The organism is Rhodococcus sp. KRD175 (genome assembly GCF_017168275.1).
Taxonomy (GTDB): domain Bacteria; phylum Actinomycetota; class Actinomycetes; order Mycobacteriales; family Mycobacteriaceae; genus Rhodococcoides; species Rhodococcoides fascians.
The window spans coordinates 545,424-569,694 of the sequence record NZ_JABFAQ010000002.1 but is presented as its reverse complement, the minus strand read 5'-3'; the positions used below and the strand labels follow the sequence as shown (position 1 = coordinate 569,694).

General features: G+C 65.4%; 18 protein-coding genes. 3 read left to right on the top strand and 15 right to left on the bottom strand.

Annotated elements, in window-relative coordinates:
• Positions 1 to 2: 2 nt before the first annotated feature.
• The 9 genes from J1M81_RS03125 to J1M81_RS03085 form a co-directional block, all read right to left on the bottom strand.
• On the bottom strand, positions 3 to 1,142 hold the full coding sequence (locus J1M81_RS03125) for a metallophosphoesterase (protein WP_032372392.1): 1,140 nt from the start codon (positions 1,140 to 1,142) through the stop codon (positions 3 to 5).
• 3 nt (positions 1,143 to 1,145) lie between these two features.
• Complete coding sequence (locus J1M81_RS03120; RefSeq protein WP_230595109.1) at positions 1,146 to 2,810, bottom strand: VWA domain-containing protein; 1,665 nt, start codon at positions 2,808 to 2,810, stop codon at positions 1,146 to 1,148.
• Positions 2,811 to 2,877: 67 nt separating this feature from the next.
• Entirely contained in the window at positions 2,878 to 5,052 is a 2,175-nt protein-coding gene (locus tag J1M81_RS03115; RefSeq protein WP_032372755.1) for a malate synthase G, read from the bottom strand.
• A 64-nt stretch (positions 5,053 to 5,116) separates the two neighbouring features.
• Positions 5,117 to 6,031 (bottom strand): 3-methyladenine DNA glycosylase, encoded by a 915-nt coding sequence (locus J1M81_RS03110; RefSeq protein ID WP_206497565.1) that lies wholly within the window; start codon positions 6,029 to 6,031, stop codon positions 5,117 to 5,119.
• Entirely contained in the window at positions 6,032 to 7,153 is a 1,122-nt protein-coding gene (locus J1M81_RS03105; protein WP_032370576.1) for a hemolysin family protein, read from the bottom strand.
• Entirely contained in the window at positions 7,146 to 8,525 is a 1,380-nt protein-coding gene (locus J1M81_RS03100) for a hemolysin family protein (RefSeq protein WP_027497158.1), read from the bottom strand. Before J1M81_RS03100 ends, J1M81_RS03105 begins: the two co-directional genes overlap by 8 nt.
• A 331-nt stretch (positions 8,526 to 8,856) precedes the next feature.
• Entirely contained in the window at positions 8,857 to 10,293 is a 1,437-nt protein-coding gene (locus tag J1M81_RS03095; RefSeq protein WP_206497564.1) for a GuaB1 family IMP dehydrogenase-related protein, read from the bottom strand.
• An 11-nt stretch (positions 10,294 to 10,304) separates the two neighbouring features.
• Positions 10,305 to 11,204 (bottom strand): DMT family transporter, encoded by a 900-nt coding sequence (locus tag J1M81_RS03090; protein WP_032372395.1) that lies wholly within the window; start codon positions 11,202 to 11,204, stop codon positions 10,305 to 10,307.
• Entirely contained in the window at positions 11,201 to 12,529 is a 1,329-nt protein-coding gene (locus J1M81_RS03085) for a DEAD/DEAH box helicase (RefSeq protein ID WP_032372396.1), read from the bottom strand. Before J1M81_RS03085 ends, J1M81_RS03090 begins: the two co-directional genes overlap by 4 nt.
• A gap of 87 nt (positions 12,530 to 12,616) precedes the next feature.
• On the opposite strand from J1M81_RS03085, the gene J1M81_RS03080 reads away from it, so the two are divergent.
• On the top strand, positions 12,617 to 13,144 hold the full coding sequence (locus tag J1M81_RS03080) for a DUF4262 domain-containing protein (RefSeq protein WP_052053297.1): 528 nt from the start codon (positions 12,617 to 12,619) through the stop codon (positions 13,142 to 13,144).
• A gap of 71 nt (positions 13,145 to 13,215) precedes the next feature.
• On the opposite strand, the gene gndA is transcribed toward J1M81_RS03080, so the two are convergent.
• The 4 genes from gndA to J1M81_RS03060 form a co-directional block, all read right to left on the bottom strand.
• On the bottom strand, positions 13,216 to 14,667 hold the full coding sequence (gene gndA, locus J1M81_RS03075) for an NADP-dependent phosphogluconate dehydrogenase (protein WP_206497563.1): 1,452 nt from the start codon (positions 14,665 to 14,667) through the stop codon (positions 13,216 to 13,218).
• A gap of 164 nt (positions 14,668 to 14,831) precedes the next feature.
• Positions 14,832 to 16,505: a DEAD/DEAH box helicase gene (locus tag J1M81_RS03070; RefSeq protein ID WP_032366175.1), complete on the bottom strand. Its 1,674-nt coding sequence runs from the start codon at positions 16,503 to 16,505 to the stop codon at positions 14,832 to 14,834.
• Between the two features lie 280 nt (positions 16,506 to 16,785).
• Positions 16,786 to 17,742: a M56 family metallopeptidase gene (locus J1M81_RS03065; protein WP_206497562.1), complete on the bottom strand. Its 957-nt coding sequence runs from the start codon at positions 17,740 to 17,742 to the stop codon at positions 16,786 to 16,788.
• 23 nt (positions 17,743 to 17,765) lie between these two features.
• A complete protein-coding gene (locus J1M81_RS03060) occupies positions 17,766 to 18,182 on the bottom strand; it encodes a BlaI/MecI/CopY family transcriptional regulator (RefSeq protein WP_032366177.1) in 417 nt (138 codons plus the stop codon).
• Positions 18,183 to 18,376: 194 nt separating this feature from the next.
• Here J1M81_RS03060 and J1M81_RS03055 point away from each other — a divergent pair, with 194 nt between their 5' ends.
• Both J1M81_RS03055 and J1M81_RS03050 read left to right on the top strand, forming a co-directional pair.
• Positions 18,377 to 19,678: an esterase family protein gene (locus J1M81_RS03055; protein WP_032372398.1), complete on the top strand. Its 1,302-nt coding sequence runs from the start codon at positions 18,377 to 18,379 to the stop codon at positions 19,676 to 19,678.
• A 101-nt stretch (positions 19,679 to 19,779) separates the two neighbouring features.
• Positions 19,780 to 22,302, top strand: a complete 2,523-nt coding sequence (locus J1M81_RS03050) for a bifunctional lysylphosphatidylglycerol flippase/synthetase MprF (RefSeq protein ID WP_032372757.1) — start codon at positions 19,780 to 19,782, stop codon at positions 22,300 to 22,302.
• Between the two features lie 9 nt (positions 22,303 to 22,311).
• Here J1M81_RS03050 and J1M81_RS03045 read toward each other — a convergent pair whose 3' ends face one another.
• Entirely contained in the window at positions 22,312 to 23,181 is an 870-nt protein-coding gene (locus J1M81_RS03045) for an ABC transporter ATP-binding protein (protein WP_032372399.1), read from the bottom strand.
• Positions 23,178 to 24,230 carry an iron chelate uptake ABC transporter family permease subunit gene (locus tag J1M81_RS03040; protein WP_174557250.1) on the bottom strand — a complete coding sequence of 351 codons (1,053 nt, stop codon included), beginning with the start codon at positions 24,228 to 24,230 and terminating at the stop codon, positions 23,178 to 23,180. Before J1M81_RS03040 ends, J1M81_RS03045 begins: the two co-directional genes overlap by 4 nt.
• Positions 24,231 to 24,271 lie beyond the last annotated feature (41 nt).

The following is a 24,271-nucleotide window of genomic DNA, read 5'->3' as shown; positions in this document are numbered from 1 at the left end:
GGTCAGCCCCGCGTGAGTTCGAGCATCGCGATCTCGGGCGGGGCTGCCACGCGCACCGGCGGACCCCACGCGCCTGCACCGCGGGTGGTGTAGAGCGTGGTGTCACCGATCGTGTCCAGCCCCTCGACACTGGGCTGCTGGAGCGGCACCAGATAGCGGATCGGCCAGATCTGCCCGCCGTGAGTGTGTCCGGACACCTGCATGTCCACGCCCAGCTCGGAGGCCTCCACAGCCTGCTTGGGCTGATGAGCCATCAACAGCACGAAGCGATCCGGGTCGATGCCGTCGAGCGCAGCGCCGAGATTCGGTTCGTACGGTTCCGGGGCAGTGGCGTCGTTGATGCCGGCGATATCGATGGCAACGCCATCACGGGTGATCGTCGTGCGCTCGTTGCGCAACACGTCGATGTCGAGGGTCGACCAGAAGTCGAGCCACTCTCCGCCGTCGCCCGCGTAGAACTCGTGGTTGCCGCTGACAGCGAAGACCCCGAGAGGGGCTTCGAGGTCGCGCAGCGGCTCGAGGTCTTCTCCGACCAACTCCACTGTCCCGTCGATGAGATCGCCGTCGAGCAGCACGACATCAGGCTGCTGCGCGTTGACCGAATCCACGACCGTGCGCACGAAGCCCGCACCGCGAGACGGTCCGGCGTGAATATCGGACACCAATGCCACTCGCAGACCGTCGAATTCGGCCGGCAACCGGTCGAGCGCAACCTGGGTGCGTGTGACACGAGGCGAGGCGGCTTCGACGAGGCCGTACCCCACTGCGACGACGCTGACGAGAGCCACGACGACGGAGCCGACCCGCGATATGCGCAGCCGAACAGCAGTCGAATCACGATGCGACAGCGCGAACATCACCCGCACGACGGTGCAGATAAGAGCAACGAGGACCGTGCCGAGGAACAGATACAACACCACCGCCAACCAGGTCAGGCCGAGGAAAGCCGGGCCACGGGCCCAGGACGGATCGAACTCGACGCCGCTGCCGAAGCCGACCACCGCGCACAACCACAGAAGTATCAGCAACAGATCTGCAGGGCGTCCGACACGTGCCGGTGCCCTCGTTACGGAGAGAAACCGCCAGTGCAGGAAGAGCGTGACGAGGAGTAGGAAGACGCCGACAAAAAGTACACGAGACATGTTCTAGTACAGCAACTTTCCGAGTCGATCGAGGAGGTCTGGGGAATCCGATGTCGGGACCGTGTCCACGGTGCCGCCGGTGCGAGCTGCGATGTCGGTGAACACGGGGGCAGGGCTGCCGTCGCCGATGCGCACGACGTTCACCGCGACCGGCCGCGCCGGATCGGACGCCGATGTCAGTTCGGTGAGTAGCTCGTCCGCCGACAAGGGTGAGTCGTCCGGGCCGTCCGTGATCAGCACGACCGAATTGACGCGGCCGGGGACGTAACCGGCCACGGCGTCGAGATACGCGACGAGGACGGACGCGTACGTGAACGAGCCGGTTGCCGGCGTCAACGCCTCAGCGGTCGCATCGAGGGCGGAGCGCCTCGGAGTGGTCCCGACGGGAACTGTCATCGGTCCGGTCGGGACATCCACCCGGAAGGGCAGCGAGTTGTTCAGGTCTTCGCTGAAACTCCACAGACCGAGTTCGGTGGCGTCGGGGACTCGTCGGAACTGCTCGCTCAGTGCGCGAACAGTGTTCTGCAGCCGCGTCGCACCGCCTTCGGTGGTGCGCATCGACTCGGACACGTCGAGTAGAACAGTGGCACGGCGGGGCAGAACCGGATTGCGAAGCACAGCGAGCAGAGCGTCGGCAACCGGCCCCGATGGTGGGGCGACGATGCCCGCGTCCTGGGGCTCGTCCACGCTGAATCCCGCGTCCAGGAGTGTCTGCGTACCGTCGGGCTGACGAACGAAATCCACGAATGCCGCGGCTGCTCGGGTGGAGGTCTCGTCACCGGAGAGCACGACCGCCGGATGATCGGCGACAGGCGTTGCACCCTGTGGGCGAACGGCGGTCAGCGTCGAGGAATCGGTCGACGCGAGTTGCTGTTCGGTGACCGGGACCGCGTGGACGGCGGCGTCGGGGCCTGCAGCATTCTCGAGCGCCGCGAGGGCGTCGTACGTGGTGGAGGCCAAGGTTGCGGCAGCGCCGGTATCGGTCACCGCCAACTCCGACATCGCCGACACCAGTTGCGTCGAGGAGGCCTCCTCGACGGTGAGTGTGGTGGTCGGGTCACCGCGTACGCCTGCCGCGATGGCCGTGACCGCAAGAGTGCTCGCGCCGGTGTCGGAGCCGGACGGCACGGCGAGTCGAAGCCCACCCCACTCGGGGAGTCCGAGAGCCTGCGGGTCGCGTTGCAGTCGTATCAGATCTGCCCAGCTAGAGCCTGCAGCGACGACGGCGTCGGCCACCGCGCCCGGTGCAGCGAGGACGATCGGACTCGATGCGACGGGCCGCGGCGTACCGTCGATGGCTCCACGGTCTACGACGGCCTCGACGTCTGCCGAGGACTGGGGTATCCACAGACCTGGACGAGCGCCGAGCGCACCGACATCCCAGTTGTCGGCGCCGGAGTTCAGTGCCGCCCGCACCGCATCGGACGCGATGGCTCGAACCTCTACTGTTACACAGTGATCGCGAATTACCGGGGCGGTCGCGTCGAATCGTGTTGCCAGCTGTTCGATCGCGGCGGAGATGTCGGGGTCGGCCGCCACGGTGAGGACGGCCGGTCCCTCCACGCAGGTGTCGGCTGCCTCGATCCCCTGATCCGAAATTCGATCACGCAGCGCAAACCATCCGAACACGGCTGCCACCAGGACCGCGATCGTCAGTACGACGATCACGGGCCCGGCGGCTATGGAACGTCCGCGCCCTGAGTTCCGGTGTTCACCCACGTGGTCGACAAGTCCGTCAGGCGTTGACGGCCTTGTACTCCCGTCGGCGACGATGCAGGATCGGCTCGGTGTACCCGTTGGGCTGGCTCGTGCCCTGGAAGATCAGATCACTCGCAGCCTGGAAGGCGATGTTGGTGTCGAAATCGGGTGCCAACGGCTTGTACGTCGGATCGGACGCGTTCTGCCGGTCGACCACCGGTGCCATTCGCTTCAGCGATTCGCGCACCTGCTCCTCGGTGACAATGCCGTGCCGCAACCAGTTCGCGATGAACTGGCTCGAAATGCGCAGCGTCGCACGGTCTTCCATGAGAGCGATGTCGTTGATGTCGGGCACCTTGGAGCATCCGACACCGTGGTCGATCCAGCGCACGACATAACCGAGGATGGACTGCGAATTGTTGTCGAGTTCGTTCTGCTTCTCCTCGTCGGTCCAGTCGGTGGACGGCGCGAGAGGGATCTCGAGGATCTCGTCGACGGTGGCGCGCTTGGCTTTCGCGATCTCGTGCTGACGGGCGAACACGTCGACCTTGTGATAGTGCAAGGCGTGCAGGGTCGCTGCGGTGGGGGAGGGAACCCACGCAGTGTTCGCGCCGGCCTTGGGGTGGCCGATCTTCTGCTCGAGCATGTCGTGCATCAGATCGGGCATGGCCCACATGCCCTTGCCGATCTGCGCCTTGCCCTGCAAGCCGGCCGCCAGCCCGGTGTCGACATTGAAGTCCTCGTAGGCGGCAATCCACTTCTCGCCCTTCATCGCTCCCTTGCGAACGACGGGCCCTGCCTCCATCGAGGTGTGAATCTCGTCGCCGGTGCGGTCGAGGAAGCCGGTGTTGATGAACACGACCCGCTCGGACGCGGCCTGGATGCAGGCCTTGAGGTTGACCGTCGTGCGGCGCTCCTCGTCCATGATGCCGACCTTGAGCGTGTTGGTGGGCAGGCCGAGGACCTGCTCGACGCGGCCGAACAGTTCGGCGGTGAAGGCGACCTCGTCCGGTCCGTGCATCTTCGGCTTGACGATGTAGAGCGAGCCCGTACGCGAGTTCGAGAGCACGTTGTCCGGAGTCAACGAGTGCAGACCGGCGAGCGAGGTGAACAGTGCATCGAGAATGCCCTCGGGAACCTCGTTGCCCTCGGCGTCGAGGATCGCGTCGGAGGTCATCAGGTGGCCGACGTTGCGGACGAACAGCAGCGAACGACCGTGCAGCGTCAGCTCGGAACCGTCGACCGAGGTGTAGGTGCGGTCCCTGTTCATCGCGCGAGTGAACGTCTTACCGCCCTTGGAGACCTCCTCGGTGAGATCGCCCTTCATCAGACCGAGCCAGTTGCGGTAGCCCAGAACCTTGTCGTCGGCATCGACTGCGGCGACCGAATCCTCGAAGTCCATGATCGTGGTGACAGCCGACTCGAGGAGCACGTCCTTGACGCCCGCTCCGTCGGTCTTGCCGATCGGGCTCTCGGGGTCGATCTGGATCTCGAAGTGCAAACCGTTGTGCACGAACAAGATTGCCGTCGGCGCATCGGGTGTGCCCTGGTAGCCCAACAGCTGGGACGGATCCTTCAGGCCGACGGTGCTGCCGTCGGCCAACGTCACCGTCAGCGACGCGGCGTCGACGACGTATCCGGTGGTCCCGACGTGCGAGCCGGAGCTCAGCGGCAATGCCTCGTCCAGGAAGTCACGCGCGAACGCGATGACCTTGTCTCCGCGGACCTTGTTGTAGCTCGTGCCTTTCTCGGCTCCGTCGGTCTCGGGAATGGCGTCCGTTCCGTAGAGGGCGTCGTAGAGCGAGCCCCATCGTGCGTTGGAGGCATTGATCGCAAAGCGTGCATTGAGCACAGGAACCACCAGCTGCGGCCCGGCCGTGGTGGTGATCTCGGTGTCCACGCCGGAGGTGGTGATCTGGAAGTCGGCAGGCTCGTCGAGCAGGTAGCCGATCTCTGTCAGGAAGGTCTTGTACGCTGCGCGGTCGTAATCGGCACCGGCATGTTCGCCGTGCCACGCGTCGACCTTGCCCTGGATCTCGTCACGGACGGCAAGCAACGCTTTGTTCTTGGGAGCGAGATCGGCGATCACCGACGCGGCACCGGCCCAGAAGGCCTCCGAATCTACGTCGGTACCCGGCAGCGCCTCCTTCTCGACGAAATCGAATAGGACCTTGGCGACCTGAAGTCCACCAGCCTGCACACGATCGGTCATGAATTCCTCACTCTTTCCGGTCACGGACACCGGTGACGGTGTCCCCACGACAACGCTGTCGATGTTACTCGGCGGTAGGTCCGACGCCGAACCCGCCGCCGGTGAGCAGCTTTCGACACCGATCCACCAGTGCCGAGCGTAGGGGAGCGGCCTTTTCCGACAGCTCTCCCTGCGCGCGAACGTACTCTGCCCGTCCAACCGCAGTTTCGATTCGGATGGGATCGAGATGGTACTCGCTCAGATCGTACGGACTTGCGCGCATATCGATCGTTCGCGCCTCCAACGCCAACTCGAAACAGTCGGTCACGAACTCCGAGTCGATCAACGGACCCAATTTGTAGCACCACTTGTACAGATCCATCGACGCGTGGATGCAACCGGGCTGCTCGGACCCCAGGCGCGACTCGGGGGACAACGCGAGGGCGTTACGCGGTACCGCGTCCTCGGTGAAGAAGCGGTAGGCGTCGTAGTGAGTGCACCGCAACGTCATCGAGTCCACCACGGCGTCGGTTCCCTCGTGACCGAGTCGCAACGGGACCTGGCTGTGCCGGACTGCCGAGTCGCCGCCGCGGTAGACCATCGCCCATTCGTGCAGACCGAAGCAGCCGAGCAGGGGCGGTCGCTCCCGCGTCGCCGACAGCAGACCCAGAACGAACTCGATGCTGGGCCGGCGTCGCTCGAGCAGATCCGACCGCACCCGGAATCCTGGACCGTCCGCAGTCTCGACCTGCTCGTACGAGGCGAACTCGGCGAAGTCACGCGCCCGATCGCCCGTCAGAACCGTGCCGTGGCCGGGATTCCATCGGCGCAACTGACCCGGGCGGTGGCTGTAGTAGGTGAACAAGAAATCCACCACCGGATGCACATTGCCGTGTCCGCGATCGACCAGATAGCTGCCGACGAGACTCTCCACCCGCGCCGAGTGCGCGTCTCGCCGGGCAGTCCACTCCGCCTCGGTCAGCGTTGCCGATTCGCCCATTCAGACGTTCCGCGGGGTACCGGTAGGTGCGGACTGACCCGGTCGGGGACCGGCGACACGGTGAGTCCCGTCTCGAACCGTGCCCACGAACTCCTCCACCAGATCCTCCAGCGCGACGATGCCGACCGTGGCACCGGTCGCATCGTGCACGGCACCGAGGTGGCTGCTGGCGCGCCGCAGCTTCGTCAGCGCGTCGTCGAGCACGGTGTCTATGGACACCACGGGCAGGGCCCTGACATCGCTGCGGGGAATGACGGTCTCCGGGCCGGCGGAGTCGTCGGCCATGTCGTCGAGCACGTCCTTCAGGTGCAGATAGCCCACCAGGGAACCGCTCGCATCACGCACCGGGTACCGAGAGAACCCGGTTTCGATGACTGCGCGTTCCACCGAACCGAGGGTCGGACCGAGAGTGTGGTCCGGCCCGGACAGCTCGATACTCCGAACCTGATGCGAGGGAATCAGAACCTCGGCCACGGTTCGGCCCGAGGTCTCGAGAGCCTGGCGCAATCTGCGGTGTTCCTCGGCGTCGATCAGTCCCTCCGAGCGCGATTCGCCGATCATCTGCGACAGCTCCACCGCCGAGACGGACGAACTCAGTTCGTCCTTGGGCTCGATGCGAAGCATGCGCAGCGTCAGGTTGGCGCACAGGTTGTAGAACGAGATCAGGGGCAACGCCACCTTGATGAACATCAGGTGGATGGGCACGAGCACCATGGCGGTGCTCTCCGGGCCGGCGATGGCGATGTTCTTCGGGACCATCTCGCCGACGAGAATGTGCAGAACCACGACGAGCGTCAGCGCGATGGCGAAGGCGATCGGGTGCAGGAACGAGCCGGGGATGCCGACCAGCTCCAGGGGCACCTCGATCAAGTGCGCGACCGCGGGCTCGGCGACGCGGCCGAGCAGAATCGAGCAGATCGTGATGCCGAGTTGTGCCGCGGCGAGCATCTGCGACAGATTTTGACCGGCCTCGATGACGCTCTGCGCGCGCTTCTTGCCCTGCGCCAGCAATGCTTCGAGACGATCACGGCGAGCTGAGATCAGTGCGAACTCGGCACCGACGAAGAAGGCGTTTCCGGCCAGCAGCAGAACTGCCAGACCTACCCCGAGAAAGTCACCCATCGACCTCACCGTCCGATCGCAGACGCGCCACTGCTTCGGCGTCGACCGGCAGGATCAGCACACGATCGATACGGCGGCCGTCCATGCGGATCACGCGCGCCATCCACCCGCCGTCGCCGTCGGGGACGTCCTCCGTCGCCGGGGACGGTAGAAGCACCGCGTCTCCCTCTGATGGAATCCGGCCGAGTTGCATCAGTACCAGGCCCCCGATGGTTTCGTATTCGCCTTCCGGGGCCGAATAGCCCGTCGCCGACGCAACCTCGTCGATGCGAAGCAGCCCCGCGCAGTCCCAGCCGTCGCCCGAACGAGCGACGTCCAGTTCCGGCTCGTCGTGTTCGTCGCGCACGTCGCCGACGATCTCCTCGATCAGATCTTCCATCGTCACCATGCCTGCGGTGCCGCCGTACTCGTCCACCACGAGGGCCACCTGCATTCCGTCGGCTCGCACGCGTTCCATCACAGCGTCGCCGTCCAGGCTCGACGGAACGACCGGAACGTCGCGCGCCAGGGACTCGACAGTGGTGGACCGGCGGTCCGCTCCGGCCACCGTGAACGCATGCTTGATGTGTACGACACCGACGGTGTCGTCCAGGTCGCCGTCGACCACCGGGAACCGAGAGAAGCCCGTTCGCGCAGCGGTTTCGATCAGGTCGGCGACGGTCGCGTCGGTGGCGAGAGTCTCGATCTTGACCCGCGGAGTCATCAGTTCCTCGGCGGTGCGGTCGCCGAACTGCAACGACCGGTCGACCAGACGTGCGGTGTTCTCGTCGATCGAGCCCTGCTGGGCCGACGTTCGGACCAGTGAACCGAGCTCCTGCGGTGATCTTGCCGAACGCAGTTCCTCGGCCGGTTCGATGCCGAGCCGTCGCACGAGCCAGTTGGCCGAGCCGTTGAGTCCGTTGATCGCCCATTTGAAGATCAGGGAGAACCCGGCCATCGCTCCGGCTGTGACCCGCGCGGTCGACATCGGTTTCGCGATGGCGATGTTCTTGGGGACCAGTTCACCGAAAATCATCGAGAACGACGTGGCCAAGATCAGAGCCACCGCGAGGGAGATGCCCGACGCAAGAGAGTCCGAGGCACCGAGCGCGGTGGTCACCGGCCGAATGAATCCTGCCAGCACCGGCTCCGCGAGATAACCGGTGATGAGGGTGGTGATCGTGATGCCCAGCTGCGCGCCCGACAACTGAAAAGACAGCGTCTTGTGAGCATGCAGAACTTGGCGCGAGCGTAGGTCGCCGTTCTCGGCCTGAGACTCGACCGCACTGCGTTCGAGAGCAGTGAGGGAGAACTCTGCCGCGACGAAGAGGGCAGTACCTGCCGTCAGCGCCACGAAGCCGATCAGGCTGACGATGGTGACGAGAGTGGCCACAGGTCAACGCCGCCGAAGTTGAGAGAGCAGTACCGCTCCGCTCGTCTGCGGGGACCTGTCGAAATCGGTGTCGCCGGGTTTCTCTCCCGGCTCGATAGAGGATCCCTCCGATGTGGAACCGTCGTCGTGCTGTTCCGCAGTTGCCGAACCGGCAACCGAAATAGTGGGTGCCTCGGGCACCTGATTCCCTTCTGTCTGGTTCGCGTTGCGGCACACCGGTGGTGGCCGACGCGTCGTCGATCCGCGCCGAGTCGACGTTGTCGTCTCGGCGCGGGCAACGACAGCGAACGTCGTCGAACTCGTAGTGGGTGAGTCTAACCGTGTCGGTGCGTTACCACCCGGACGGCAGGGGGCGCCCTTCGGCAAATCCTGCGGCCGACTGGACTCCGAGGACGGCTCGTTCGGCCAATTCGGGCAGGGAACGGGCCCCGGCATAGGTGCATGTGCTGCGCACACCTGCGCAGATGTGATCGATGAGGTCTTCGACGCCGGGACGATCCGGATCCAGTCGCATCCGGGAACTGGAAATCCCTTCCTCGAACAACGCCTTGCGGGCGCGGTCGAAGGCCCCGTCGGTGGCAGTGCGCGCCGCGACGGCACGCTTGGACGCCATGCCGAAGCTTTCCTTGTATCGGTTGCCCGCCGCGTCGACGCGAAGGTCTCCGGGAGATTCGTAGGTGCCCGCGAACCAGGATCCGATCATGACGTTGGCGGCACCGGCCGCGAGCGCGAGCGCGACGTCGCGAGGATGGCGAACACCGCCGTCGGCCCAGACCGACGCACCGAGTTCGGCTGCGGCAGCCGAACAGTCGGCCACGGCGGAGAACTGCGGCCGACCCACGCCGGTCATCATGCGAGTGGTGCACATGGCCCCGGGGCCGACACCGACCTTGACGATGTCCGCACCCGCCGTCACCAGGTCACGGGTGCCCTGAGCGGAGACGACGTTGCCGGCGGCGAGCGGTACGCCGAGATCGAGCGAACGCACTTCGGCCAACGCTTCGAGCATCTTCTGTTGGTGCCCGTGGGCGGTATCCATCACCAGGACGTCCGCACCGGCCTCGACCAGTGCCGTCGCCTTCTTCGCCACGTCGCCGTTGATGCCGACCGCGGCGGCGATCCGCAGCCGTCCCGACGCGTCGACGGCAGGGGCGTAGATGCCGGTGCGGACGGCACCGGTGTTCGTCACCACACCGGCCAACGAACCGTCGTCCTCGACGACGATCGCGAGCTGGGCGTGGGCGGCCTCCATCAGCTCGAAGACCTCTTTGGGTGAGGCGTTGCGGGCCACCCGCACGAAGTCGGTCGCGGCCACCGAGCTGAGCCGAGCGAAGCGATCGACGTCCGCGCAGGCGCTCTCGGTGACGACACCGACGGGCTTGCCGTGCTCGACGATCACCACGGATCCATGAGCGCGCTTGTGCACCAGGGCGAGCGCATCGGAGACCGAGGCGTTGGGGCCGAGAACGACCGGTGTGTCGGCAACGAGATCTCTGCTCTTGACGAATGCGACCGTTTCGGCGACGGCCTCGGTGGGCAGGTCCTGCGGAATGACGGCAATGGCACCGCGTCGTGCGACGGTCTCGGCCATCCGCCGACCCGATACTGCGGTCATGTTCGACACCACGATCGGAATGGTCGTTCCCGACCCGTCGACCGTGCTGAGGTCCACGTCGAAACGAGAAGTGACATCGGTCCGGTTCGGGACGAGGAAGACGTCGTCGTAGGTGAGATCGTAGGGCGGCTGGTGACCATCGAGGAACTGCACGTTGATCGAGACTACCGGTCGGATGGACTTCCTGGGTTCGACGCCCCGTCCCGAGCGGTCGGTTCGGACGCGTTCGCAGCCTGCGTACGCGACAGCAGGACCGTCGTGACGATCATGACGGCCACGGCCACGACGATGACCGTCAGGGCTGCGCCCTCGGTTCTGATTCGCTCGTTCAGGACAGTGACTCCGACGAACGCCGCGCCGAGTGGTTCACAGATCGTCACGGCCGGCATCGACGCCGACAGCGGACCCACCTGGAATGCACGCTGCTGCAGGTAGAAGCCGACGACGCCGGATCCGATCAGCGTGTAGGTCTGCCAGGCCGTCAGCGCCTCGACCGGGTTACCGTCGACGAGGTCGGTGACGTTCTTGGTCAGCGCAGCCGCCAGGCCGAACAGCAATCCTCCCGCTGCACCGAGCAGTAGTGCCCGAACTCCCGGCGAGGTGAGCAGCAATCCGCCCGCGGCGGCGCAGCCGACCACGACGGCCACCGCGATCAGTGGAACGAGCCATTGCACGAAAGGGGCGTCGGTATTGCCCTCGCTCGGGTCGCCCACCACGATGAAGACGGCGAGTGCCGCGGCCATCGCCACGGCGAGCGCCCAGGTGGTGGCGGGCAGTGTTCTCCCGACCAGCTTTGCCGACATCGGGAGAGCGAACAGCAGTGCTGTCACCAGCAGAGGTTGGACGATCAGTACCGAGCCGACCCACAGCGCGGCGATCTGAACCGCATAGCCACCGCCGTCTCCGAGGACCCCTACCCACCACCGCGGGCTGCGCACCAGTGCCGAAACGAGGGATTCACCTTCGGGGACGGACGCGGCCGCGCTCTGTTGCGCGACCGACGCGCAGGCGAACAGGAACGCCGAAATCAGCGCGAGTACGACCGCCGGCCAGGACGCGGTCACCCGCGTCGTCCTCTGCTACCGCCACCCCGCCGACTCTGGGTGCCATCGCTCCGCCCACGCCTGCCCGGCGTACCCGTCCGGCCCGCACCGCGCGCAGTTCGGGGGTCGGCCGCAGCACCGCTCGTCGTCGGTACCGAGGCCGGTAGCGGTCGACCGATCGGGGTGCGTGCGCCCGTCGGTCGACGCCACGCGGACTGGTCCAGATCGGTATCGATGATCGTGGCGGCAACGCCGGCCTCGTCGGCCATCGATCGGACGCGATCCAACTGGTCGTCCGTTGCCAGCGTCACGACGGTTCCGCGGGCACCGGCACGTGCAGTACGTCCGGCGCGATGCAGGTAATCCTTGAAATCGACCGGGGGATCGACGTGAACCACGAGCGTCACGTCGTCGACGTGAACACCGCGGGCTGCCACGTCGGTTGCGATGAGAGCCACGGACGTGCCCTCGCCGAAGGCCGCGAGCGATCGGGTGCGGTGCGCCTGAGTCTTGTTGCCGTGCAACGACGATACCGGCACACCCAGCGCGAGGCACTCGTCGGTGAGTCGATCGACGGCATGGGTGGTCCGTAGGAACAGAAGTGTCTTCCCGTCGCGGTTGGCAAGTGCAGCAGCGACTTCGGTCTTCCTGGCCGCCTCGATTCGGAAGACGAAATGGGTCATGTCGGGTTCGCTGACGGCTGCCGCAGTGGAGTGCACAGCGGGGTCTTTCAGAAACTTCTCGACCAGCCCGTCGACCTCCCCGTCCAGCGTCGCGGAGAACAGCATCCTCTGACCGTGTGCCGGGGTGGCGGCGAGCAGTGAATCGACCTGAGGCAGGAAACCCATGTCCACCATGCGATCTGCTTCGTCGATGACGGTGACCTCGACATGCTCGAGTGTGATCGAGCGTCGCTGGAGGAGATCGATGAGCCGGCCGGGAGTCGCGACCACGATGTCGACTCCGCGCTGAATATCTCGGACGTTGCGTTCGAGCGGAACACCTCCGACGACGCCGACGGTTCGAAGTCCGAAGGTGGCACCGTGGATGTCGAGTACTTCACGAATCTGCAGTGCCAGTTCCCGCGTGGGGGCGAGAATCAACCCGCGCGGTGCCGCAGGTGCGCTTCGCTTGCCGGCGAGGTGGACGAGAATCGGCAGGGAGAACGCCAGGGTCTTACCCGAGCCCGTGGGTGCGCGCCCGAGGACGTCCCGTCCGGCAAGGGCATCGGGGATCGCCGCGACCTGAATGGGAAACGGGTCGCGAGCACCTGCATTCCTGAGGGAGTGCACCAGAACGACGGGGAGACCGAGGTCTGCGAACGATCGAGTGGATTGACCCGGCATGGAGCTGACCTTACCGCCGGATCGACGACGCGTTCGACCGTTCTTGTCGGTACCGCACGCAATACTTGCCCTAGAACGTGAGTTCGAATGGCGTTCGAGACGCAATCTCCGCAGGGGCGGTTGCACGGCGAAGGTGGGGGAGTCATGTGCAAGATGTGCCGAGGGTTCGGTGTCGACAATTACATCGATGACGTGAGGGCAACGATCGAGACATTCGGGTGGGCGCTGCAGTACGTGGAATCGGAGGTCGATCGAGACGGCGTTCATCCCGCGTTCTGCTACACGGTCGGTCTCACCGACCTGGGCAGTCCCGAAATCGTCGTGACGGGACGCGGGCCACGTGAATCCTCGATGATCCTGAACGCGCTGGGGACTTCGGTGGCGTCGGGGATGTTGGAGATCGAATCCGGAATCGGTTGTGCAGCAGCAGGATTCGATCTTCTGGCCATCGACGTACCGGATTGTGCGGACATCCTGTACGTCGCCTCCGACGTGTACGGCACGGGACGCTTCAGCGCCGTACAAGCCGTCTGGAGGGACCTCGAAGGTGCACTGCCGTGGGAGGGAATTCCGTCGACGGTGGTGCAACCGATACTCGGGCCGGTGCCCTTCTGAGCGAGCGAAGACCGATCACACCGGTGGCACCGCACGAAAGTACGCGCGGTGCCACCGGCGAGGGACCGATGTCAGGCTTCGATCTCGGAGCGATCTCCACTCCACAGAGTGTGGAACTTGCCCTCGGAATCGGTGCGCTCGTAGGTGTGCGCACCGAAGAAGTCGCGCTGTCCCTGTGTCAAGGCCGCAGGCAGACGCTCGGCACGCAGCGCGTCGTAGTACGAGAGCGAGGATGCGAACGCAGGCACCGGGATGCCGAGCGACGCAGCCGTGATGACGACGCGCCGCCAACTGTCGATCGCGTTCTCGATGGCGTCACGGAAGTACGGCGCCAGGATGAGGCTCGGTAGTTCGGCGTTGACGTCGTACGCGTCCTTGATGCGGTTCAGGAATCGCGCCCGAATGATGCAGCCACCACGCCAGATCGTGGCGAGATCGCCCGGATGCAGATTCCAATCGTATTCGGCGCTACCCGCCGCGATCTGATCGAAGCCCTGTGCGTAGGCGACGATCTTCGACGCGTACAGCGCCCGGCTGATGTCGTGGGTGAACTGCTCGGCATCGGTCGGCTTGTCGGCCAGTGATCCCGAGGCGAGGCCGACAGCGGCCTTGCGCTGGGCCCGCGATCCCGACAGAGCCCGTGCGAACACTGCCTCGGCGATGCCGGTCACGGGTACTCCGAGATCGAGTGCCGCCTTGACGGTCCATCGACCGGTGCCCTTCTGCTCGGCAGCATCGACGATCACATCGACCAGTGGCTGCCCGGTCTTCGCGTCGACCTGGCGAAGGACCTCCGCAGTGATCTCGACGAGATAGCTCTCCAGATCGCCCTTGTTCCACTCGGTGAAGACGTCTGCAACCTGCGCAGGCGAGTACCCGAGCGCGTCGCGAAAGAGGTTGTACGCCTCGCCGATGAGCTGCATATCGGCGTATTCGATGCCGTTGTGCACCATCTTGACGAAGTGGCCGGAGCCGTCGGGGCCGATGTGCGTGCAGCACGGCGTGCCGTCCACCTGCGCAGCGATGGACTCGAGCAACGGTCCCAATGCCTTGTAGGACTCGGCCGGACCACCCGGCATGATCGACGGGCCGTTGAGCGCGCCCTCTTCGCCGCCGGAAATACCGGCGCCGACGAAGAGCAGACCGCGGTCCTTCATGGCCGCCTCGCGGCGGATCGTGTCGGTGTAGAGCGCGTTGCCGCCGTCGATGATGATGTCGCCTTCCTCCATCACACCGGCGAGTTCCTCGATCACCGCATCGGTCGGGTCGCCTGCCTTCACCATGATGAGCACGCGCCGCGGCTTCGCCAACGCGGCCACGAACTCCTCGATGGTCTCGGTACGGATGAAGTTGCCCTCGGTACCGTGCTCGGCGATCAACGCGTCGGTTTTAGCGATAGTGCGGTTGTGCAACGCGACAGTGTGCCCGTGGTGGGCGAAGTTACGCGCGATGTTGGAGCCCATGACGGCGAGTCCGGTGACTCCGATCTGAGCCAGTTCTGTCTCTTTTGCTGCTGAGGTCATACAGACAGCTTTCCTTGCCGCGCGATTTCGCGCGAGCCAACCCCCTGGGTCGGGTGCGACGCCGGCCGATACGAAGAAAAAGGTGCCGCATTCGCGAAGAATGCGGCACCTCGGGGTTCGAGCGACGAAGCCCGTCCAATCAGGACTTCGCCTCGAACAATGGATCAGTGGCTGCGTGCAGGCCCGTCGAAACCGTCGTACGAACGACGCTCGGTGCGGCTACGGAACCCACCCGATCGGTTCTCGTCCTGGCGCGGGGCGGATGCGGGACGACGGTTGTCCGAGCCACGGTTGTCCGAGCCGCGACCTTCGTAACCGCGACCCTCTGAGCCGCGGTACGAGCTCGAGTCGGAGCGACGCGGGCGGTCACCCTGGTAGCCGCCTTCGCTGCGCGGGTTGGATCCCTGGTAGCCGCCGGTGCGAGGGCTCGATCCCTGGTATCCCGTGCGGGGACGGTCACCCTGGTAGCCGCCTTCGCTGCGCGGGTTGGAACCCTGGTAGCCACCGCTGCGGGGGTTGGACCCCTGGTAGCCACCGGTGCGCGGGCGGCTGTTGCGATCACGCGGGGTGGATTCGGCACGCAACGGCTCACCGGTCGGCTTCTTGGCTCCGGTGATGCTGTTGAGTTCGGCCGAACCGGGGGAGACGTTGACCGCGGTGGCCTTGACGCCGGCCATCCCGGTCAAACGCAGAACCTGACGACGCTGATTGGGGAGCACGATCGCGACGACGGTGCCCTTTTCTCCAGCGCGTGCCGTGCGGCCGGCGCGGTGCAGGTAGTCCTTGTGGTCGGCGGGCGGATCGACGTGCACGACCAGGTCGATTCCGTCGACGTGAATTCCGCGGGCCGCGACGTCGGTGGCCACGAGCACAGGGGTGCGACCGTTCTTGAATCGCTCGAGCACTCGGGTGCGCTGGTTCTGTGCCTTGCCGCCGTGCAGCGACTCTGCAGCGATGCCGAGGGCGCGCAGGCGATCGGTGATGCCGTCGCAGCCCAGCTTGGTGCGCGCGAACATGATGGTGCGGCCGCCTTCACGGGCACCGATCTCCGAGAGCACCAGATCCTTCTGGCCGCGGTCGACCATGAGGACGTAGTGGTCCATGGTTCGGACGCTGGCCTTGCCGTCCTGGGTGGAGTGCTCGACGTGGTCGGGCAGGAACTGGCGAACCAATGACTGGACCTCGCGGTCGAGGGTGGCCGAGAACAGCATCCGCTGGCCGTCTGCGGGTGTATCGGCGAGTACGGCGCGCACCTCGGGCAGGAAGCCCATGTCGGCCATCTGATCGGCCTCGTCGAGCGCGGTGATCTCGATGGAGTCGAGGATGCAGGTGCCCTGACGCAGGTGATCTGCCAGTCGTCCCGGAGTGGCGACCAGTACGTCGACTCCGCGGCGAAGCTGCTCGACCTGCTTGTTGAACGGGGTGCCGCCGACGGCAGGCATGACCCGGAGGCCCTGTGCGTTGGCGTAGGGAGCGAGCGACTCGACTACCTGGAACGCGAGTTCGCGGGTGGGAACCAGTACGAGCGAACGCGGGCGCTTGGCGGCCGGTCGATCGGTGTGCAGCGACAGGCGCTGCAGGATCGGCAGGCCGAAGGCGAGGGTCTTGCCCGAACCTGTCTGCGCGCGACCGAGGACGTTCTTGCCGGCGATGGCGTCGGGAAGCGCCTTTTCCTGGATGGGGGACGGCACGGTGATCGAGTTACGAGCGAGAGCCGCGACGACTGCCTCGGGCAGACCGAGCTCGGCGAATGTGAACGCCGGTGCCGCTGCGGGCGTCGGTACGGCCGTCGAGTCGGACTCGGGGGAAACGGTGGTATTGGAAACAGCGTTGGTCACGCAGTAAAGCCTCTCCGGATTGCGGGCACGCCAATAAGCCCGAAGCTGAGAGACCCGACGAGAAGGGAAACACGAAAAACAGCCAGAACACATTGATACGAGCCAGGGCACTGTCACCTGGCCATCGGTACGCAGGTCGAACCTGCATAAAGTGGGGCTGTTTGTGCCATTTCGATTGCTTGGTCGCGATGGCGACCGAGTTCTACTGTACGGGACGTACCGCCATTTGTTCACCCGGATGGGTGTGACCTGCGTGACCCCCTGACGTGGCGGCGCTCGATCAGCCGAGGAGTCTGCTCAGCTCTTCGAGCCACGGCATCGCGACGTAGATGGTCGGCAGCACGAGTATGACGACGGCGGCCAGATATGCCACAGCGGCGATCCGGACGTCGCTGCCCGGCCCGCTCAACCGCTGGACGCGTATGAGTGTGTGCGGTCCGCCGGCTGCCATGGCACCCCGCGGTGCGGTGGATCCGGCACACGTCACGAGTGCGCGCGCGAGAGGGGTGGGTCCGGTGACCTTGACCGCCGTGTCATCGGCCAGTAGCTCGACCAACAGCTGAACGCTGCTCAAGGCGGACTTGCTACGAACGATTCTGGGGAACGCCTCGTTGACCGCGGTGAACGCTTCCAGCACGAGGTCGTGACGGGATCGTAGGTGTGATCGCTCGTGACTGAGGATCGCGGTCACCTCCGCTTCGGAGAGGCTGGCAAGCGTTCCGCGGCTCAGCACCACCCGCTGCCGTAGTCCGGGCAGGCAATACGCAATAGGTTCCGCCGCGTCCAGAACCCGGATGTCTGCATCACGCAGGCTCCTGAACGGATTGTCGCTCTTGTCGGTCCGGTCGAGCAGATCGACCAACATGCGATGACGGGAGCGGCGACGGCGGGTACGCACCGCCACCTGAGCCACCGAGAACATCAGTTTCGCTCCGATGCCCAGAGTGATCGCGAGCACCACCACGTACAAGGTCCACAGAGGCAGGCCCAAGGCGTCGATCTCGTCGGTCGGAGCCGTGGTCGGACGGCCGTCGGGGCCCGGCACGAGCAGCAATCCGCCGATTGCCAGGCCGGAACTGAAGGCCGACAACACGGCCGCGAGGGCGATGGCCTGCCACAGCACCAGAGCAGCGCGAGGCGACCGGTACGGCCAGCTCGCACGGGCGAGCATCGCCGGCACAGGTCCAGCCAGGATCAGCGCGAGTATCGCGAATACCAGCGCAGTGGTGGAGTTCATGTCCTCACTTACTACGAGGAGCCTCAGTCCGTCGGACGGCCTTCTGCAGCAGAAGGTGACTCTGTCGTCGATTGTGCCACTTCCAGCGCCGCGAGTGCTTCACGGAGGGCGGCGGCCTCATCTGCTCCGACCTGCCCGACGAAGTGCACGAGGGCAGCTGCACGACCGCCGGAGGCGGGGGCCTGGGACAACGCGTCGACCATCAGGCTCGCGACCAACTCGTCGCGACCGTGGACCGGGGCGTAGCGGTGGGCTCGGTCGTCGCGCTGCTGGACGACCAAACTCTTCTTCGCCAGACGCTGCAGGACCGTCATCACGGTCGTGTACGCGAGTTCACGATGAGTCGCAAGGGCCTCGTGAACCTGACGAACGGTCTGCGGCTCCGTCGATTCCCACAGATGGTCCATTACTGCGCGTTCCAATTCACCAAGGCCAGCCATTCCTCCGAGTCTACGGCCAGTCCGACGCGGATGCGTACTACTCGTAGTAGTAACTGCCGTCCTAGTGCTGTGGTCTCGGTCATAGCCGCGGTCGAGTGGCGTCGGCGGGTCGTGACCGTGAGCGAGTCCGTGGGCATACTCTGTCGAGAGTTGGTGCCGCTGGGCCGAGTCGGAAAGATGAGTGGAGACCTCGCGTGAAGTGGTTCGATTCACTGTCGTTGCTCGATGGGCCACTGCCGGTGATCGTGTCCGTGCTCGGCGCCGCCGGCGGACTGTGGTTGCTGGTCTCGAGGTCGCGTCGGTACGCCAGGCGTGCGCTGCCGATCGCTGCCACCGCGGCGATCGTCGTCACGGCCATCGGTTACGTAGTGGTCGAAAAAGTATGGCGTCCGTTCCCCGATCCGATCGACATCTCGATCTACGTGTGGATCGGGGTGGGTGTGGCTGCCCTGTTCGCACTCGTACCACGGTCGATCGCTGCCCGCGGCGTGGTCGGCACAGTGTTGTCGGTGCTGGCGGCGGTACTCGTGGTGGCGACGTCTGCTCTGCACGTCAACCTCGAATTCGATGCGTATCCGACCGTGGGAAATGCGCTCGGTGTCGAGTCGGCCGAGCGCATAGCGTTCTCGGACGTGCCGCCTCCGGTCTCCGACACCGTCACCGGCACACCCCTGGAATTTGCCTGGTCCGCACCTGCCGGCCTGCCTTCCGCCGGCCGCGTCACCTCCGCCACCATTACTGCCACCGCGTCGAACTTCACGGCGCGAGACGCCCAGATCTACCTACCGCCGGCCTATTTCGCCGATCCCCGTCCGCTTCTTCCTGTCCTCGTACTGCTCGCCGGCCAGCCCGGCGCACCCGAAGACTGGTTCAACGGGGGCAAGCTCGCCGAGACCATGGACAACTTCGCGCGTGATCATGCCGGTTTGGCACCGGTGGTGGTCGTGGCCGACGGCACCGGCTCGTCGATCGCCAATCCGCTCTGCGTGGATTCGACACTCGGCAACGCGGCCACCTACCTCGCACGTGACGTTCCCGATTGGATCGACAACTCCCTACAGGTGGATCGAAACCGTGCTCATTGGGCGATCGGCGGATTGTCCTACGGCGGAACGTGCTCGATACAGATGGCCACCAGTCATCCCGAGGTCTATCCCACGTTTCTCGACCTGTCGGGTCAGCGCGAGCCGACCCTCGGCGATCGAGATCGAACCGTGCAGCAGGCGTTCGGCGGCAACGCCGCAGCGTTCACCGCGATCAACCCTCTCGACCTGCTGAAATCGCGTCGATACCCGGACTCTGCCGGTATTTTCGTCGTGGGGTCCGAGGACAAGGATTACCAACCGGGCCAGCAGGAGATGTACGACGCGGCGAAGGCCGCTGGAATGGATGTGCAGTACGTGGAGGTACCAGGGGGACACAGCTTCGCGGTGTGGTCCGAAGGCTTACGTCGAGAACTGCCGTGGCTGGCTACGAGAACAGGACTGACGGCGTGAACACCGACGAGTCGGGGGGTCCGACGGAAGCGATCGATGCTGCGGCACCGACGTGGATGTCCGAGAAGGTGGCCGTCGTGAGATCCGCCGCCTCGGCGACGATGCGGCAGTCGCGGCGATTGTGGTCGCTGATCCTGTTCGGTGCCGTGGGTGCCCCGGTCAGCTTCACCCTGCTCGCCGTGGTCTGGCTTTCGGGGATGTATGCCGTCGTGTCGGACGGCCATGGTCAGGTCGACAGGTACTTCGCGGTCGGCATCGTCCCGTTCGAGCACTGGCATCTCTGGACGCCGCTGACATCTGGTCTGGCAGCGCCGAATATTGCGGGCTGCGTGGTGGCGACCGTTGCGGTGCTCCTCGCTGCTGCCCCGATCGAACGTCGTATCGGTTCCCGTCGGTTCGCGGTAGCCGCATTCGTGACGCAGGTTGCGGGGTCGTTGTTCGGGCTGGGCCTGGCCGTGCTGGCGAAGACCGTCGACGAGGATTGGGGTTTCCGCCTGCACGTAGGTACGGCCGTGGGCCCGACGACATGGGTCTGCGGAGTTGTGCTGGTTGCCACGTCGCGGATGGACACGCTGTGGCGCAGGCGGATTCGCGTCGGACTGCTGACCCTTCTGGTGACCCTGGCCTTGTTCGGCGGTCACCTGCAGGACGTCGTTCGGTTGGCGGCAGCGGTGATCGGTCTGATCGTGGGCCCGTGGATCGTCGGCCGCTCGGCGCGCGGTCCGAGATTGGCGGGAACGCAGCGTGAAGGACGTGTGCTGGTCGCGCTGATCGTCGCCGCCAGTGCCCTCGGTCCGGTGCTGGCGGCCTTGAGCCCCAATGCCGTGGGGCCGTTCGCGGTGCTTCGCGACGTGGTGCGCGGCGTGCCGTACACAGCTGCCGAGGTTCGTGAGATCTGCGCCGATGCCACGACCGATCCGGTGGAATGCCGCCGCGGGCTGCTCGACCTCAGGCTGGGCGGAGTCGGACCGACGATCCTGAGCATCATGCCGTCGCTGTTCCTGTTGGTGGTCAGTGACGGTTTGCGCCGCGGTCGACGGTTCGCGTGGGCGATGGCAGTGATCTCGCAGGTGGTTCTGCTCGCGCTGTCGGTGGCGAACTACGCCATCCGATTCCTCGAAGCCGGTGACGACGAATCGTTGTTTTACGGGCTGGAATCTCCCACGGCCTACCGCACTGCCGTGCCCTTCCTTCTGCCCCTGATCGTCCTGCTGGTCCTGATCGTCACTCGGAAGTTCTTCGACGTGTCGGCACCGGCTGGCACGTACCGACGCTGGGCCGCGTCCGTCGTGGCCGCCGTAGTAGGACTCGGCCTGATCTACTCGATCGGTGGCTATCTCGGTCGCGGCGGTTTCGCCGACTCGCCGTCCTTCGGCGGATTGCTGGTCGATTTCCCGCAGAGGCTGGTTCCGCCGGTCTATCTGCAGTGGCTCGAGCCCGCCCTTCTACCCCAGAGCACCCCGACCACCTTGCTGTTCGAGTGGACCGGCGTCGTGTTCTGGGTCGTGGTGTGTGCGCTCACGATCAGCACCTTCCTCACACCGGTGTACGGCCCGGAGACCGATGCCACCGAACGGGCTCGCAGCGTGCTGATGTCGAGCAGCGGCTCGGCGCTGTCGTGGATGACGACCTGGCGCGGGAACAAGTACTGGTTCAGCGCCGACGGCCGCAGCTACGTGGCGTATCGCGTCATTTCCGGCGTGGCTTTGACCACCGGTGACCCTGTCGGGCCGCGAGCATCGTTGCGAGACAACGTCGTCGAGTTTGCCGAGTTCGCGTCGAAGAACGGGTGGATTCCGTGTTTCTACTCCGTCACCCCGGCCGTCCGGCGTATCACCGATTCTCTGGGATGGGGCGGTATCCAGGTCGGTGAGGAGACCGTGCTCGATCTGGACGGAATAGCGTTCACCGGCAAGCGGTTCCAGGATGTTCGTACTGCGCTCAATCGAGCGAAGAAGGCAGGCGTCGTCGCGGAGTGGATTCGGTTTCCCACCGCTCCACTGGCCATCACCGATCAGATCACCGCGATCTCCGAGGAGTGGGTGGCAGACAAGGGGATGCCGGAAATGGGCTTCACCCTCGGCGGACTCGAGGAGGTCGACGACGAGAACGTGCGATGCCTGATTGCCGTCGACGAACATCGAACCGTGCACGGGGTCACGTCGTGGATGCCCGTCTACGAGGACGGCGTCATCGTCGGGTGGACGCTCGATTTCATGCGGAGACGGTCGGAAGGTTTTCGGCCGACAATGGAGTTTCTCATCGCCTCTGCCGCCCTGCTCCTCGAGCAGGAGGGGGCCAGGTTCCTGAGCCTGTCCGGTGCACCTCTGGCCAAAGTCGACGAGAAGCAGCCCGAGCACGTGTCCAGCGCCGAGCAGTCGACGCTGTCCGGCTTGCTCGAACGGTTGCTCGATGTACTCGGGCGAACCCTCGAACCTGTCTACGGGTTCCGGTCTCTGCTGGCATTCAAATCCAAATTCCAGCCGCGCTACGAGCCGATGTACATGACGTTCGCCGATCCGGCCGCCCTGCCCAGTATCGGCAACGCAATCGGCCGGGCCTACCTGCCCGACGTGTCCATCGGTCAGGGCTTCAAGCTCGTCCGAACGATGATCGAGCGGTGACGCTCTGCGCTAGACGGCCCGCGAGTCCAGTGTCCCGGAACGCCTGTCCGATTTCACCGGACCACCGACCGACCCGTACACGTGGCGAGTTCCGATCGGAACGATGAGCGGGCGATCCGACATGGGATCGTCGATCACGGCTGCCTCGAGTCCGAACACGTCGAGCAGTAGTTCCTCCGAGATGACGTCCTGGGGGCGACCGGACGTAACGATGGTTCCTTGCTTCATGACGATCAACTGGTCGCTGTATCGCAGTGCGAGGTTGAGATCGTGCAACACCATGACGATGGTGCGGCCGAGCTCCTCGTGCAGGCGATCGACGAGGTCGAGTACCTCGATGGAGTGGGCGAGGTCGAGGTAGGTGGTCGGCTCGTCCAACAGCAGGATGTCGGTGCCTTGCGCCAGTGCCATCGAAATCCAGGCGCGTTGCCGTTGACCACCGGACAGCTCGTCGACGGGACGGTCGGCGAGGTCGCCGACGCCGGTGAGTTCGAGTGCGTTAGCCACTTCTGCCTCGTCGTCCGAGCTCCACTGCCTGATCCACGACTGATGGGGGTGACGACCGCGCGAGACCAGATCGGCGACGGTCAGTCCTTCCGGAGCAGTAGGTGCCTGCGGCAGCATGCCCAGGGTTCGGGCAACCTCTTTGGTCTTCATCGAGGAGATCGCCCGGCCGTCGAGCATCACGCTTCCGGCCTTGGGCTTGAGCAGGCGTCCGAGCGATCGCAACAGGGTCGACTTGCCGCAGCCGTTCGGGCCGATGACGGTGGTGATCACTCCGGTGTGAATCGCGAGGTCGAGGTGCTCGATGATGGTCCGGTCGCCGTAACCGAGGCTGAGATCGTCGGCGACCAAACGCGAGGCGTGGCTGATTGTCATACGGAAGCCTTTCGATTGCTGCGCACGAGAAGGTACAGAAGGAACGGTCCACCGAGTGCCGAGGTGACGATGCCGACCGGCAGTTCCACCGGCAGGATCGTCCGCGCGATGAGATCACTCGCCACTACCAGCAGTCCGCCCAGTAATGCCGAGGCGATGATCGGCGGTCCCGGGGTTCGAAGGAGCCGTACCGCGATCTGCGGGGCTGCCAGTGCGACGAACGCGATCGGTCCGGCCGCAGCCGTGGCAACGGCAGCGAGTGCGACGGCGGCGAGCAACATCACGGCTTGGCTGTGCTGCAACCGCACTCCGAGCGATCGTGCATTGTCGTCACCCAGACGCAGTGCTCCCAGCGTGAACGTCGACACGATGGTTGCGCCCCCGACGATGACGACGGCGACAGCGACCGGCCACACCGTCGACCAGTTGGCTCCGTTGAGAGAACCGTTGAGCCAGACCTGCGCGCGCGACACGTCGTTGATGTCGGCGCTGATCAGCAACCACCCGATGACGGCCGTGAGCATGGCGTTGACGGCGATTCCCACCAGAATGAAGCGAAAGCCGTCGACGCCTTTCCGCCAGGCGAGTGAGTAGATCGCTATTGCGGTGAGTACTCCGCCGATCAGCGCTGCCAGTGGCAGCCCGAGGGTGGCGAGCAGACCGCTGAAGGTACCGCCGCCGCCCAGGACGATCAGCGCGACGGCTGCAGCACTGGCACCGGCGGTGATGCCGAGAATATCGGGACTGGCGAGTGCGTTTCGAGAGATGGATTGCGTGATCGCACCGGAAATTCCCAGGGCCGCTCCGACGAGCAAGCCCGTCAACGACCGGGGCAGGCGCAGGTCCATGACGATGAACCGTTCGATCCGCGTTCCGCCGCCGAGCAGGACGTCGAGCACCTGGGGGATCGACAGCGGAAAGTCGCCGCGGCCGATGTTGACACACATGACCAGAATCAAGGCGGCAGCCACGAGGACGGTGGTGACGACCATCAGTGGACGGCGGACGAGGGACACCCGCCCCAGGCGAACGGCGGGCCGCGCGGGCACGGTGCCGGGGCCGGCCGTGGAGGGTTCGGGGGACCGGATCT

Excerpts from the sequence above, each read along its gene's own strand:
- J1M81_RS03060 (WP_032366177.1), bottom strand. The coding sequence starts at position 18,182 with ATGGCTGGCCTTGGTGAATTGGAACGCGCAGTAATGGACCATCTGTGG.
- J1M81_RS03110 (WP_206497565.1), bottom strand. The coding sequence starts at position 6,031 with ATGGGCGAATCGGCAACGCTGACCGAGGCGGAGTGGACTGCCCGGCGA.
- J1M81_RS03085 (WP_032372396.1), bottom strand. The coding sequence starts at position 12,529 with ATGCCGGGTCAATCCACTCGATCGTTCGCAGACCTCGGTCTCCCCGTC.
- J1M81_RS03045 (WP_032372399.1), bottom strand. The coding sequence starts at position 23,181 with ATGACAATCAGCCACGCCTCGCGTTTGGTCGCCGACGATCTCAGCCTC.
- J1M81_RS03125 (WP_032372392.1), bottom strand. The coding sequence starts at position 1,142 with ATGTCTCGTGTACTTTTTGTCGGCGTCTTCCTACTCCTCGTCACGCTC.
- J1M81_RS03050 (WP_032372757.1), top strand. The coding sequence starts at position 19,780 with ATGCGGCAGTCGCGGCGATTGTGGTCGCTGATCCTGTTCGGTGCCGTG.
- J1M81_RS03065 (WP_206497562.1), bottom strand. The coding sequence starts at position 17,742 with ATGAACTCCACCACTGCGCTGGTATTCGCGATACTCGCGCTGATCCTG.
- J1M81_RS03115 (WP_032372755.1), bottom strand. The coding sequence starts at position 5,052 with ATGACCGATCGTGTGCAGGCTGGTGGACTTCAGGTCGCCAAGGTCCTA.
- J1M81_RS03105 (WP_032370576.1), bottom strand. The coding sequence starts at position 7,153 with ATGGGTGACTTTCTCGGGGTAGGTCTGGCAGTTCTGCTGCTGGCCGGA.
- gndA (WP_206497563.1), bottom strand. The coding sequence starts at position 14,667 with ATGACCTCAGCAGCAAAAGAGACAGAACTGGCTCAGATCGGAGTCACC.
- J1M81_RS03080 (WP_052053297.1), top strand. The coding sequence starts at position 12,617 with ATGGCGTTCGAGACGCAATCTCCGCAGGGGCGGTTGCACGGCGAAGGT.